10 protein-coding genes are annotated in these 13,023 nt (G+C 68.7%); 4 read left to right on the forward strand and 6 right to left on the reverse strand.

Translation table 11 applies throughout. From position 1 onward, the window contains the following. The first annotated feature begins 20 nt into the window (after positions 1-20). The 4 genes from HHL10_RS04950 to HHL10_RS04965 all read left to right on the forward strand — a co-directional run bounded on the left by HHL10_RS04950 (position 21) and on the right by HHL10_RS04965 (position 4,321). Positions 21-980 (forward strand): Bug family tripartite tricarboxylate transporter substrate binding protein, encoded by a 960-nt coding sequence (locus HHL10_RS04950; RefSeq protein ID WP_169159215.1) that lies wholly within the window; start codon positions 21-23, stop codon positions 978-980. Continuing rightward, positions 980-1,480, forward strand: coding sequence for a tripartite tricarboxylate transporter TctB family protein (locus HHL10_RS04955; RefSeq protein ID WP_169159216.1), 501 nt, complete (start codon positions 980-982; stop codon positions 1,478-1,480). Before HHL10_RS04950 ends, HHL10_RS04955 begins: the two co-directional genes overlap by 1 nt. Next, positions 1,481-3,004: a tripartite tricarboxylate transporter permease gene (locus HHL10_RS04960; RefSeq protein ID WP_169159217.1), complete on the forward strand. Its 1,524-nt coding sequence runs from the start codon at positions 1,481-1,483 to the stop codon at positions 3,002-3,004. It begins immediately after the preceding gene. Positions 3,005-3,232: 228 nt separating this feature from the next. After that, the gene (locus tag HHL10_RS04965; RefSeq protein WP_169159218.1) at positions 3,233-4,321 is read left to right on the forward strand and encodes a porin; all 1,089 of its coding nucleotides are present in this window, start codon (positions 3,233-3,235) and stop codon (positions 4,319-4,321) included. 231 nt (positions 4,322-4,552) lie between these two features. On the opposite strand, the gene hemH is transcribed toward HHL10_RS04965, so the two are convergent. From hemH to HHL10_RS04995, 6 genes are all read right to left on the reverse strand, one after another. Continuing rightward, a complete protein-coding gene (gene hemH / locus HHL10_RS04970; protein WP_169159219.1) occupies positions 4,553-5,623 on the reverse strand; it encodes a ferrochelatase in 1,071 nt (356 codons plus the stop codon). A gap of 67 nt (positions 5,624-5,690) precedes the next feature. Further along, positions 5,691-6,647 (reverse strand): adenylate/guanylate cyclase domain-containing protein, encoded by a 957-nt coding sequence (locus HHL10_RS04975; RefSeq protein WP_169159220.1) that lies wholly within the window; start codon positions 6,645-6,647, stop codon positions 5,691-5,693. A gap of 188 nt (positions 6,648-6,835) precedes the next feature. Next, positions 6,836-9,055 carry an RNA polymerase sigma factor RpoD gene (gene rpoD / locus HHL10_RS04980; protein WP_169159221.1) on the reverse strand — a complete coding sequence of 740 codons (2,220 nt, stop codon included), beginning with the start codon at positions 9,053-9,055 and terminating at the stop codon, positions 6,836-6,838. A 318-nt stretch (positions 9,056-9,373) separates the two neighbouring features. Further along, entirely contained in the window at positions 9,374-11,233 is a 1,860-nt protein-coding gene (gene dnaG / locus HHL10_RS04985) for a DNA primase (RefSeq protein WP_169159222.1), read from the reverse strand. A gap of 195 nt (positions 11,234-11,428) precedes the next feature. Further along, positions 11,429-11,755 (reverse strand): H-NS histone family protein, encoded by a 327-nt coding sequence (locus HHL10_RS04990; protein ID WP_169159223.1) that lies wholly within the window; start codon positions 11,753-11,755, stop codon positions 11,429-11,431. A 90-nt stretch (positions 11,756-11,845) separates the two neighbouring features. Beyond that, the gene (locus HHL10_RS04995) at positions 11,846-12,889 is read right to left on the reverse strand and encodes an extracellular solute-binding protein (RefSeq protein WP_169159224.1); all 1,044 of its coding nucleotides are present in this window, start codon (positions 12,887-12,889) and stop codon (positions 11,846-11,848) included. Positions 12,890-13,023: the final 134 nt, after the last annotated feature.

Genomic DNA, 13,023 nt, shown 5'->3' on the forward strand with positions numbered 1-13,023 from the left:
AGACAACAGGAGAGACAAGCATGCGTCGAGACACCTTCCTGCGTTCGCTGCTCGCGCTGGCTGCCGCTGGCGCGCTGCCCCTGTCGGCCCGCGCCGCCGCCAACCTCAAGATGATGATTCCCGCCAACCCCGGCGGCGGCTGGGACACCACCGGCCGCGCCCTGGGCAAGGCCCTGATGGAAGCCGGCGCGGCCTCCTCGGTGAACTATGACAACAAGGGCGGCGCCGCCGGCGCCATCGGCCTGGCGCAGTTCGTCAACAGCAACAAGGGCAATCCGGATGCGCTGATGGTGATGGGCGCCGTCATGCTGGGCGGCATCATCACCGGCAAGCCCCCGGTCAACGTGACGCAGGCCACGCCGCTGGCGCGGCTGCTGAGCGAGTCGCAGGTCTTCGTGCTGCCCGCCAATTCTCCCTTCAAGACCATGAAGGACGTGGTCGAGCAGATGAAGAAGGACCCCGGCAGCGTGAAATGGGGCGGCGGCTCGCGCGGCTCCACCGAGCACATTGCCGTGGCCATGCTCGCCCGCGAGGTCGGTGTCGATCCCACCAAGATCAACTACGTGGCCTTCCGTGGGGGCGGCGAGGCGGTGGCGGCCATCCTGGGCGGCAACGTCACGGTCGGCGCCAGTGCCTTCACCGAGTTCGGCGAGTACATCAAGACCGGCAAGATGAAGCCCATCGGCGTGACCGCCGAGCAGCGCCTCAAGGACGTGGACGCGCCCACGCTCAAGGAGCAGGGCTACAACGTCGTGATCAGCAACTGGCGCGGCGTCTACGGCGCTCCGGGCATCACGGCCGAGCAGCGCAAGGCGCTCATCGACATGATCACCAAGGCCACCCAGACCAACAGCTGGAAGCAGTCCGTGGCGCAGAACAACTGGACGCCGGCGCTGCTCACGGGTGATGCCTTCGGCAAGTTCGTGGACGACGAGTTCGCGAACCTGCGCGCAATCATGGTCAAGTCCGGGATGGTGTGATGAGCGCGCGTTCCGCACAGAGCCTGGTGGGCCTGGCGACGCTGGCCGGCGGCGCGCTGCTGGCCTGGGGTGCCTCGGCCATCCCGTCGGAGGCCGGCTATGCCGGCGTCGGCCCCAACTTCCTGCCCTGGCTGGTGTCGGTGGCGCTGCTGGCCTGTGGCGCCTTCCTGCTGTGGGAGGCCGCCAGCGGCGGCTTTCGCCAGCTGGAGGAGCCCGCGGCCGAGGAAAGCGCCTTCTGGTCCGGCTTCGTCTGGGTCTCGGCCGGGCTGCTGGCCAACGCGGCGCTGATCGAGCGCCTGGGCTTCGTGCTGAGCTGCGCGCTGTGCTTCATGCTGGCCGTGCGCGGCTTCAAGTCCGCCGAGGGGCGGCGCGACCGCTCGCCGGCCTCCTTCGTCAAGGACCTGCTCGTCGGCCTGGCCATCGCCGCGCCGGTGTACTGGATGTTCACCAAGGGCCTGGCCATCAACCTGCCGGGCCTCACCACCACGGGGTGGCTGTAAATGGAACTCTGGAACGCTCTGCTGCAGGGCTTCGCCACCGCCGGTACGCCGGTGAACCTGCTGTGGGCCCTGGTGGGCTGCACCATCGGCACGGCCGTGGGCGTGCTGCCGGGCATCGGCCCGGCCACCGCCGTGGCGATGCTGCTGCCCATCACGCTCAAGGTGGACCCGACGGCGTCGATGATCTTCTTCGCCGGCATCTACTACGGCGCCATGTACGGCGGCTCGACCACGTCGATCCTGCTGAACACGCCCGGCGAGGCCGGCTCCATGGTCACGGCCATGGAGGGCAACAAGATGGCGCGCAGCGGCCGCGCCGGCGCGGCGCTGGCCACGGCGGCCATCGGCTCCTTCGTGGCCGGCACCGTCGCCACCGTGCTGGTGACGCTGTTCGCGCCGCTGGTGGCCGAGTACGCCGTGCTGCTGGGCCCGCCCGAGTACTTCATGCTGATGCTGCTGGCCTTCTGCACCGTGACCGCGGTGCTGGGCAAGAGCGCGCTGCGCGGCCTCACCGCCTTGTTCATCGGCCTGGCCATGGGCCTGGTGGGCATGGACCAGATCACCGGCCAGGCCCGCTACACCGCCGGCATGCCCGAGCTGATGGACGGGCTGGAGGTGGTGCTCATCGCCGTGGGCCTGTTCGCCGTGGCCGAGTGCCTGTACGCCGTGCTCTACGAGGGGCGCACCCAGGAGACGCAGAACAAGCTCAGCCGCGTGCACATGACGCGTGACGAGTGGCGCCGCTCCTGGCCGGCGTGGCTGCGCGCCACCTTCATCGGCTTCCCCTTCGGCACCATCCCGGCCGGCGGCAGCGAGATCCCGACCTTCCTGAGCTACGCCACCGAGAAGAAGCTCTCCAAGCACAAGGAGGAGTTCGGCACCAGCGGCGCCATCGAGGGCGTGGCCGGCCCCGAGGCGGCCAACAACGCGGCCATCACGGCCACGCTCATTCCGCTGCTGACGCTGGGCATCCCGACCTCCAACACCGCCGCGATCCTGCTGGGCGCGTTCCAGAACTACGGCATCCAGCCCGGGCCGCAGCTCTTCGACAACAACGCCGCGCTGGTGTGGGCGCTGATCGCCTCGCTCTACATCGGCAACGTCATGCTGCTGATCCTGAACCTGCCGCTGGTGGGCTTCTGGGTGAAGCTGCTCAAGGTGCCCAAGCCCCAGCTCTACGCCGGCATCCTGATCTTCGCCACCGTGGGCGTGTACGGCATGCGCCAGTCCGCCTTCGACCTGGTGCTGCTCTACGCCATCGGCGTGCTGGGCGTGGTGATGCGGCGCTTCGATTTCCCCACCGCGCCGGTGGTGGTGGGCATGATCCTGGGCCCGCTGGCCGAGGCGCAGCTGCGCAACGCGCTGTCTATCGGCGAAGGGCGCTGGAGCGTGCTCATCGAGCGCCCGATGTCGGCCACGCTGATGGCGGTGGTGGTGCTGGTGCTGGTGCTGCCGCGCTTCCTGGCCTGGCGCCGCCGCATGAAGAGCGGGCCGCAGTCGCCGGCACCGATCCCGCACGCCTGACGCGTGCCTGCAACAACGGCCCGCCGGCATGCACCGCACGCCGGCGGGCCGGCTACCGTCAGGCCGGGCCTGCGGCTTTTAGCTTCGCTGTCGCCGCGACATGCCGCCTTCCGGCGGGGGCATGCCGGCTTCCAGCCCATGGCGCCCGACATCGCCATGGGGTTCCAGACCGCCCCGCAAGAGGGCGGTGTCCCGTCCCGCTGTTCCACCACCCCGAGGAGAACTCCGATGAAAAAACTCGCCTTCCTGCTGGCCGCGCTGCCCGCGGCCGCGGCCGTGCACGCCCAGTCCAACGTCACGCTCTATGGCCGCGTGGACATGGCCGTGGAGCACACCAACCACGCCAACGCCAACGGCGACTCGATCACCCGGGCCACCTCCGGCGCCATGAACACCTCGCGCTGGGGCCTGCAGGGCAGCGAGGACCTGGGCAACGGCCTCAAGGCTGTGTTCCAGCTCGAAGGCGGGCTGCTGGCCGACACCGGCGCGATGGAGGACGGCACGTTGTTCGGCCGCCAGGCCACCGTGGGCCTGCAGGGCAGCTTCGGCCGCATCGTGGCCGGCCGCTCGTTCACCACCGTGTACGACTTCATGCTGCCCTTCGACCCGATGGGCTACTCGGCCAACTACTCGTGGGCGACCAACACCGACGCCTCGTCCCCCGCGCAGTACGGCCTGCGCTCGCGCAACAGCAACCTGCTCAAGTACCAGGGCAGCTTCGGCCCCGTCACGCTGGGCGCCTCCTACGGCTTCGGCGAAACGACGGGCAGCACGGCCGCCGGCGCCTTCTATGCGCTGGCCGCAGCCTACGCCGCCGGCCCGTTCAGCGCGGCCGTCACCGCCGAGCGCCTCAATGGCGGCCAGACCGCCTCGCCCCGTGACGAGACCACCGTGTACCACGTGGGCGCCGCCTACGAGCTGTCCAAGGCGCTGACCTTCAAGGCGGCCTACCGCAACTACCGCAAGGACTTCGCCAACCCGGCCACGCGCGACCCGCGCGCCGATGTCTGGTGGGGCGGCGCCACCTACCAGATCACCCCGGCCTGGAGCCTGACCGGCGCGGTCTACCACGTGAACGTCAAGACCGGCGTGACCGCCAGCGAGGCCGACCGCACGCTGTACGTGCTGCGCGCCAAGTACGCGCTGTCCAAGCGCACCGACCTGTACGCGGCCACGGGCCATGCCCGCGCCAAGGACAACCAGAGCGTCGGCCTGCTGCGCGACAACGCCGGTACCCAGGCCAGCCCGGGCGTGGGCATCACCGGCTTCTCCGACACCCAGACCGGCGTGACGGTGGGCATCCAGCACCGCTTCTGACCCGGCGCCCGCAACGCTTCGCTTGCGCGCTCCCGCAGCCCGTCGCCAGGGTCGGGCTGCAGCGCAGGCTTTCGGCGGCCGCCCCGGCCCGCGCCGGGGCGGCCGTTTTTTTGAGTCCTCAGGCCGGCATTGCTTCCTGCCGGGGTGGATTGGTCAGCACGGCTGGATAAATAGCGCAAACATTGAAGGCATTGTTCGGGTTTTCAGGACAATGCCGGCCCCGTCCCCGACTCAGGCCGCGGCGCCCATGGCCAGCGCACGCTCGCGCTGCAGCGCCCGCTCGGCCGCGGGCGTTTCCGCCAGCGGCCAGCCCTGCAGATGGCGCTGCGCCAGATCGGCCAGCGCGTCCAGCCAGACCGGCGCGTCGTTGAGGCAGGGGATGTAGTGGTACTCGCGCCCGCCGGCCTGCACGAAGGCGGCGCGCACCTCCATGTTGATTTCCTCCAGCGTCTCCAGGCAGTCGGCCGGGAAGCCGGGGCACATCACGTCCACGCGCTTGAGGCCGTCGCGCGCGAGCTGGATGAGCGTGGGCTCGGTGTAGGGCTTCAGCCACTCGGCCTTGCCGAAGCGGCTCTGAAAGGTCACCACCCACTCGTCCTTGCCCAGGCCGAGCTGCGCGGCCAGCAGCCGCGCCGTCTTGTGGCATTCGCAGTGGTAGGGGTCGCCCAGCTCCAGCGTGCGCCTGGGCACGCCGTGGAAGCTCATGACCAGCTTCTGGCCGCGCCCATGCTGCTGCCAGTGCGAGCGCACCTGCGCGGCCAGCGCGGCGATGTAGCCGGCGTCGTCCGGGTAGTGGTTGACGAAGCGCACTTCGGGCTGGCGGCGCTGCCGGGCCAGCCAGGCGCCCACGGCGTCGTTGGCGGTGGCGGTGGTGGAGGCGGCGTACTGCGGATACAGCGGCAGCACCAGCACGCGCGTGGCGCCTGCGGCCGTGAGCTCGTCCAGCACTTGCGGGATGGCCGGATTGCCGTAGCGCATGGCGTGGCGCACCAGCACGCCGGCGCCCAGGCGCTGCTGCAGCCCCGCGGCCTGGCGCTGCGTCCACACCGCCAGCGGCGAGCCCTCGGGCGTCCAGATGCTGGCGTACTTGGCGGCGGACTTGGCCGGGCGCGTGCGCAGGATCACGCCGTGCAGGATCGGCAGCCAGGCCGCGCGCGGGATCTCCACCACGCGCGGATCGCCCAGGAATTCGGCCAGGTAGCGGCGCAGCGCCGCGGGCGTGGGCTCGTCGGGCGTGCCCAGGTTGACCAGCAGCACCGCGGTGCGCTCCGGCGTGCCGTGGCGGAAGGAGGTAGGGGTCATCCGCAAATTGTCCCCGAAGCAGGTGGAAGGCTTCAGGGGCCCGCGGCCGGCCCCGGGGCACGGCGCGTCAGCGCGTGATGCCGGTGCCAGGGGCGGGCAGGGTGTCTTCGGCCAGGCGCAGCACCTCGAAGCGCACTACCGGGGTGCGGGTATCGCCCGGGGGCACGCCCAGGCCGATCTCGCCGCTGCCGTGCAGCGTGCAGCTGCCGCGGCGCAGGCTCAGCACGGCGCGGTCATGCGTGAAGCGGATGTAGCTGCCGTTGAAGCTGAGGTCGGTGAACTGGAAGGCGCCGCCATGCCAGTCGATGCGCGCGTGCGAGCGCGAGACGCGGGAGTCGTCGATGCAGCAGGCGGCCTGCGGGCTGCGCCCCAGCACCAGCGGCAGCTGGGCGGTGGCGAAGATGCGCTCCTGCCCGCCCCACACCAGGCGCAGCGCCTCGGGCTGGCCCGGCATGGGCAGCGCGTCGCCGAACTGGGTGGCCGCGCCGTCGGCCATGGCCTGGCGACCCTGCAGCAGGTGCACCTGCACCGGCTCGGCGCGCCCGCGCAGCTGCAGGCGGTCCAGGGCCCGGAAGCGCATCTGCTGCGCCGGCTGCAGCCCGGCGAGCACGTCCACCGTCACCAGCGTCTCGTTGTCGCCGGCGTGGTCCAGCAGCCGGGCCGCGACGTTGACGGCGTCGCCGAAGCAGTCGCTCTCGATCTCCACCACCTCGCCGCGCGCCATGGCCACCTGCAGCTTGAGCGCGCTGGCGGCCGGCACGTTGCTGCCGCGCGACAGACGCTGCAGCGCCTGGTGCATGGCGTCGGCGGCGGCGACGGCGCTGGTGGCGTTCTCGAACACGGCCATGAGCCCGTCGCCCAGCGTCTTGACCACATGGCCGCCGCCGCGCTCCACGCATTCGCCCAGCTGCGTCACCGCGCCGGTGACGAGCGTGCTGGCCGCGGCATTGCCCAGGCGCTCGAACAGCCCGGTGGAACCGCGCAGATCGGCAAACAGGACGGTGCGTTCGAGGATGCGAGCCATGGGCTGTGGCAGTTTAGCCGTGCCCCCGTGTCCAGCCGCTGACAAAGACGACGGCCCCGGGAGGACCGGGGCCGTCTTGTCGTGCGCGGGACTGCCAGGGGCGAATCCGCTGCGGTTTTCACCGGGCCGCCGCAGCGGCGGCCCGCGCCACCTTGAAGGGCCACCAAAGGTGGCCCGCTTTTCCTGTCTTACAGGTTGTCCAGGTAGGTGCGCAGCTTGTCCGAGCGCGTCGGGTGCTTGAGCTTGCGGATGGCCTTGGCCTCGATCTGGCGGATGCGCTCGCGGGTGACGTCGAACTGCTTGCCGACTTCCTCCAGCGTGTGGTCCGACTGCATCTCGATGCCGAAGCGCATGCGCAGCACCTTGGCCTCGCGCGGGGTGAGGCTGTCGAGGATGTCCTTGACCACGTCGCGCAGGCCGGCCTGCATGGCCGCCTCGATGGGCGCGGTGTTGTTGGTGTCCTCGATGAAGTCGCCCAGGTGGGAGTCGTCGTCGTCGCCGATCGGCGTCTCCATGGAGATCGGCTCCTTGGCGATCTTCATGATCTTGCGGATCTTGTCCTCGGGGATCTCCATCTTCTCGGCCAGCGTCGGCGCGTCCGGCTCGAAGCCGAATTCCTGCAGGTGCTGGCGCGAGATGCGGTTCATCTTGTTGATGGTCTCGATCATGTGCACCGGGATGCGGATGGTGCGCGCCTGGTCGGCGATCGAGCGCGTGATGGCCTGGCGAATCCACCAGGTGGCGTAGGTCGAGAACTTGTAGCCGCGGCGGTATTCGAACTTGTCCACCGCCTTCATCAGGCCGATGTTGCCCTCCTGGATCAGGTCCAGGAACTGCAGCCCGCGGTTGGTGTACTTCTTGGCGATGGAGATCACCAGGCGCAGGTTGGCCTCGATCATCTCCTTCTTGGCGTCGCGAGAGCTCTTCTCGCCCTCGTTCATCTTCTTGTTGATCGCCTTGAGGTCTTCCAGCGGCACCACGGCGCGGTTCTGCACGTCAACGAGCTTCTGCTGCAGCTCCTGCACGGCGGGCAGGTTGCGGCCCAGCACGGCGCTGTAGCTCTTGCCCGCGGCGATCTCGTCCTCGGCCCACTTCAGGTCCAGGGCGCGCGGCGGGAAGGTCTTGATGAAGTGCTCCTGGGGCATGCCGCACTTGTCCACCACGATGCGGCGCAGCTCGCGCTCGTAGCGGCGCACGTCATCGACCTGCGAGCGCAGCATGTCGCACAGCTTCTCGATGGTCTTGACGGTGAAGCGGATCGTCATCAGCTCGTTGCTGATGGCTTCCTGCGCCTTGCTGTAGGCGGGCGACTTGTAGCCCTTGGCGCCTTCCTTCTCGCAGACCTTGCGCAGCTGCTCGAAGTCGGCGCGGATCGCGTTGAACTTCTCCAGCGCCTGGCGCTTGAGCTCTTCGAGCTTCTTGGTCAGCGCCTTGGAGCCGCCCTGGCCGTCGTCGTCGTCGTCCTCGTCGAACTCGTCGAAGTCTTCCTCGGCGACGTAGTCGTCGGCCTCGTCCTCGGCCACGAAGCCGTCCACCACCTCCGAGATCGCCATCTCGCCGGCGGCGATCTTGTCGGCCATGGCCAGGATCTCGGCGATCGTTGTGGGCGACTCCGAGATGGCCAGCATCATGTCCTGCAGGCCCTTCTCGATGCGCTTGGCGATCTCGATCTCGCCCTCGCGCGTGAGCAGCTCCACCGTGCCCATCTCGCGCATGTACATGCGCACCGGGTCGGTGGTGCGGCCGAACTCGGAGTCCACCGTGGACAGCGCCGCCTCGGCGGCCTCCTCGGCCTCTTCCTCGGTGGCGGTGGTGGTGGCGCCGCCGGCGATCAGCAGCGTGGCGGCATCGGGCGCCTGCTCGTACACGGCGATGCCCATGTCGTTGAGCATCGAGACGATGGCTTCCAAGATCTCGGCTTCCACCAGCTTCTCGGGCAGGTGGTCGTTGATCTCCTGGTGCGTCAGGAAGCCCCGCGTCTTGCCCATCTTGATGAGCGTCTTGAGCTCCTGGCGGCGCTTGGCGACTTCCTCTTCGGTCAGCGCGGTCTCGTCCAGGCCGAACTCGCGCATCAGCGCGCGCTCCTTGGCGCGGCTGACCTTCATGCGCAGCGGCTTGGCCTTGGGCTTGTCGGCGACGGTGTCGTCAACCGTGGCCTCGGCGGCCTCGACGGTGTCGGCGCCTTCGGCCTCAACGTCGCCTTCCAGGTCGGCTTCGATGTCGCTGAAGTCTTCTTCAGCCTCTTCCTTTTCCGCGGCCTTGGGCTTGCGACCGCGCTTGCCCTTGTCCTCGGCAGCGGCGGCCTTGGCCGCGGGCTTGGCCTTCTTGGCGGCGGGCTTGGCCTTGGCGGCGGGCTTCTTGTCCTCTTCCAGATCGTCTTGGACAGGCGCGGTCTTCTTGGCGGTCATGCAATTCCTCGGATGGTGAAAGCGTCAAACGTCCGGCTTTGGAATGGCGAGCACGCGGCGTGCGCGCGCCACAAGGACGCGCCGGCACGGCCGGCATCGCGGTCGCAAAAGGCTCGGACGGGCAAGCTCGCGTGGACTTCGGGAATAGCGCAGCCCTGGGCGGAAATATGGCCTTCTGGTTCTGACCCGTGTCGCGGGTGGCCGGATCCGGTATCCAATGACGCTGCTGTCACTCTTGCCGCTGATAACGAACCTTCAATTATCCCCCATGTGGGGGCGAAGGTCAAAAGTCAAGGCTTTGTCAAGCCCAAAAAAGTGTCAGCTGGAAGCCATTACGCGCTTGCGCAGTTCCTGGCTCAGGGCCGTGAGCTCGCGGATGCGCGCCATGTGCTGCTCGCGCTGCGCCGGATCGACGGGCAGATCCATGGCCAGCGCTTCGAGCTCGGCTTGGACCTCCTTGAGATGCAGCGCCTCCACCGCGCGCTCCAGGTCCGCCAGCGTTTCCTCGCCGGGCTCGTCGCCGGGCAGGGCCGCGCGGGCCTCCTCGGCCAGCGGCTCCTGCTCCAGCGCCACGCGCAGCGCGGCCCAGGGACGCGGGCCATGCTCGTGCAGCTCGCGCTCCAGCCAGGCCACCAGTGCGCCATGCGGGGCGGGCAGGCCATGCAGCAGGTCATGCGCCTGCGGCGAGAGCTGGTCCCACCACTCGGCATGCGCCAGCAGCATCTGCAGCACGCGGTCCTCACGCTGCCTGGGGGCGACACGGCCGCCGCTGCGGCGCGCGGCGCCGCGCGGCCGGTTGAAGCCAGGAGCGGGCCGGTCCACGCCGGGTTCGGCGGGCGCCGGGGCAGGAGCGCGCGGCGCACCGCGCCCAGCCGGATGCGCCTGCCACAGCGCCGTCAGCTCCTCCAGCGGCAGCGCGCCGCGGCGCGCCAGCTCGGCCAGCAGCTGCAGCCGCAGCGCCCCTTCGGGCAGCGCGTTCCACAGCGGCTTGGCTTGCGCCAGCATGCGCGCACGGCCCTCGACGCTGGCGAGATCGCAGTCCTGCGCCGCCAGCTCCAGCAGTTGCTGCGACAGCGGCACCGCCTGCGCCACGGCCTGTTCGAAGGCCTCGCGCCCGTGCTCGCGCACGAAGGAGTCGGGGTCATGCTCCGGCGGCAGGAACAGGAAGCGGAACGCCCGCGTGTCGGTCGCGTGCGGCAGCGCCGCCTCCAGCGCGCGCGCCGCGGCGCGGCGCCCGGCGGCGTCGCCGTCGAAGGCGAACACCACCTGGTCCGTGAAGCGCAAAAGCTTCGCTACATGCTCGGCCGTGCAGGCCGTGCCCAGCGTGGCCACCGCATGCGGCAGGCCCAGCTGTGCCAGCGCCACCACGTCCATGTAGCCCTCGGTGACCAGCACGTAGCCGCTGTCGCGCAACGCGCTACGCGCCTCGAACAGCCCGTAGAGCTCGCGGCCCTTGACGAACAGTGGCGTCTCCGGCGAGTTCAGGTACTTGGGCTCGCCCTTGTCCAGCACCCGCGCACCGAAGGCGATGACCTCGCCCTTGACATTGCGGATGGGGAACATGATCCGGTCGCGGAAGCGGTCGTAGCGCTTCTGTTCCGGCCCGTCCTCGCCCTGCACGATCACCAGCCCGGCCTCCACCAGCAGCGGGTCGTCGTAGCGCGGGTAGACGCTGGCCAGGCCGCGCCAGCCATCGGGCGCGTAGCCCAGCGCGAAGCGCGCGGCGATCTCGCCCGAGAGGCCTCGGCCCTTGAGGTAGTCGATGGCGCGCGGGCTGGCCTTGAGCTGCTTGCGGTAGTGGGCCGCGGCGCGCGCCAGCACGTCCGCCAGCGTGGCCTCGCGCTCGCGCTGCTGGGCGGCGAGCTCCTTGCGGCGCGGGTCGGCTTCGTCCTCGGGCACGGTCAGGCCGACCTGCTGCGCCAGCTCCTTGACGGCCTCGACGAAGCCCAGGCCATGCTGCTCGGTGAGGAAGCGGATGGCGTCGCCGTTGGCCCCGCAGCCGAAGCAGTGATAGAACTGCTTGCTCGGGCTGACGGTGAAGCTTGGGCTCTTCTCGCCATGGAAAGGGCACAGGCCGACGTAGTTGGCTCCCGTCTTCTTGAGCTGGACCTGGCGCCCGATGAGCTCCACGAGGTCCACGCGCGACAGCAATTCCTGAACGAAGCCGGGTGGGATCATGCGGCGAGTCTAGCCAAGCCCCGCCCCGCGTCGCCGCCCGGCACGAAAGCACCAGGCACGACGTGGCCGGCCCGTGGCGAGCCTTTGAGCACACGGCGGGTGAGGGCCGGTATATCGAATATTTGTGGGGTTAATTTCACGAAAAAAGCCGCCCCAAGGCGGCTTTTTGAATGCGGCAATACGCCTGAAAAATGTTCAGGCGGCGGCGATCAGGAAATCCGACAGCTGCTTGCCTTCGGCCAGGGCCGCCTTGAGCCACTTGGGCTGCAGGCCGCGGCCGGTCCAGCTTTCACCCGTGGCCGAATTGCGGTATTTTGCCGGCACCTTGCCGCGCTTGCCTTCGCCATTGGAGGCGGCGCGCGCGCCACCGCGCACGGAACTCAGGTCTTCCACCGTCAAACCATGGTCGCTCATCAGCTGGCGAATCGTGGCAATGGCCTCGACGCGTTCCTGGCGCTGGGTTTCCGCGATTTGACGCTCCAGCTCGGCGCGTTGGTTCAGCAGTTCCTGCAGGGTGGTCAATTCAAGCTCCTCATTATGATGCTGAGTCGCGAATATATCACCGCATCCCGGCCGGCCCGGCGGCCGGGATATTCAAAGGCAAAAATCGGTTCAGCGCAGACCCACGCGGTCGAGCATCTGCTGGACGCGCACCTGGTTCATGCCGACCACCGACACCGGAATGGTTTCGCTCTTGAAGTTGCCAAAAGCCGACAGTGCCGGATTGCCCAGTTTCAGCCCCGGCACCACGGGCCATTCGTTGTTGCCGTTGGCGAAATAGCCTTGCGCCTCGTCACTGGACAGGTATTCCAGGAAGCGGCGCGCTTCCTCGGTGTGCTTGGCATGGCGCGCCACCGCGCCGCCAGCGATGTTGAGGTGCGTGCCCCAGCTCTGCTGGTTCGGGAACACCACGCCCACGCGCTCCATCACCGTGCGGTCTTCGGGTTTCTCGGAGCGCATCATCCGGGCCAGGTAGTAGCTGTTGGTCAGCGCAATCTGGCATTCGCCACTGGCCACGGCCTTGATCTGGTCGGTATCGCCACCCTTGGGCGGGCGCGCCATATTGTCATTGAGTCCCTTGAGCCATTGCTCGGCGCGCTGATCGCCCAGATGTTCAACCACCGAGCCGAAAAGCGAGAGGTTGTAGGGATGCGAGGCTGAACGCATGCAGAACTTGCCCTTGTTCTTCGGATCGGCCAGTTCCTCATAAGTATCGACGTCGTCGCGCTTGACATTCAGCTTGTTGTAGACGACGACGCGGGCACGGGTCGAAAAACCGAACCACTGGGAACCTTGGCCTTCATCCTTGCCGCGCAGGTTGGCGGGAATGCGCTTTTCCAGCACCTCGCTCTTGACGGGCAGGAACAAACCATCCACCTCGGCACGCCACAACCGTGCCGCATCCACCAGCAGAATCACGTCGGCCGGGCTGGAGGAACCCTCGCTCTTGAGCCGCGCCAGAATGCCGGCATCGTCGGCATCCACCCGGTTGATACGAATGCCGGTGGCCTTGGTGAAGTTGTTGTAAAGAGCCTCGTCGGTCTGGTAATGGCGCGCCGAGTAAAGGTTGAGCACCTTTTCCTGTGCCTGCGCCGGAAAGGCCAGAACGGTCACGGCGCTCAGCGCAGCCAGAATGGGGCGGAATTTCTTGAGCATGCGATCACTCCTCGGATGATCAGGCCAGTATAGCCGTCAACGAGAATGATTCGCGTTAAGCTGGAGCGAGAGCGCCAAGCGCCGCAACGCTGCGGCTGGCGCCAGGCGGGCTGCTCGCGCTGTCAGACGCAGCG

The sequence above is a fragment of the Azohydromonas caseinilytica genome (genome assembly GCF_012927045.1).
GTDB classification, from domain to species: domain Bacteria; phylum Pseudomonadota; class Gammaproteobacteria; order Burkholderiales; family Burkholderiaceae_C; genus Azohydromonas; species Azohydromonas caseinilytica.

Bases quoted from the DNA above. Each gene is read 5' to 3' on its own strand.
- HHL10_RS04950 (WP_169159215.1), top strand. From the start codon at position 21: ATGCGTCGAGACACCTTCCTGCGTTCGCTGCTCGCGCTGGCTGCCGCT.
- HHL10_RS04955 (WP_169159216.1), top strand. From the start codon at position 980: ATGAGCGCGCGTTCCGCACAGAGCCTGGTGGGCCTGGCGACGCTGGCC.
- HHL10_RS04960 (WP_169159217.1), top strand. From the start codon at position 1,481: ATGGAACTCTGGAACGCTCTGCTGCAGGGCTTCGCCACCGCCGGTACG.
- HHL10_RS04965 (WP_169159218.1), top strand. From the start codon at position 3,233: ATGAAAAAACTCGCCTTCCTGCTGGCCGCGCTGCCCGCGGCCGCGGCC.
- hemH (WP_169159219.1), bottom strand. From the start codon at position 5,623: ATGACCCCTACCTCCTTCCGCCACGGCACGCCGGAGCGCACCGCGGTG.
- HHL10_RS04975 (WP_169159220.1), bottom strand. From the start codon at position 6,647: ATGGCTCGCATCCTCGAACGCACCGTCCTGTTTGCCGATCTGCGCGGT.
- rpoD (WP_169159221.1), bottom strand. From the start codon at position 9,055: ATGACCGCCAAGAAGACCGCGCCTGTCCAAGACGATCTGGAAGAGGAC.
- dnaG (WP_169159222.1), bottom strand. From the start codon at position 11,233: ATGATCCCACCCGGCTTCGTTCAGGAATTGCTGTCGCGCGTGGACCTC.
- HHL10_RS04995 (WP_169159224.1), bottom strand. From the start codon at position 12,889: ATGCTCAAGAAATTCCGCCCCATTCTGGCTGCGCTGAGCGCCGTGACC.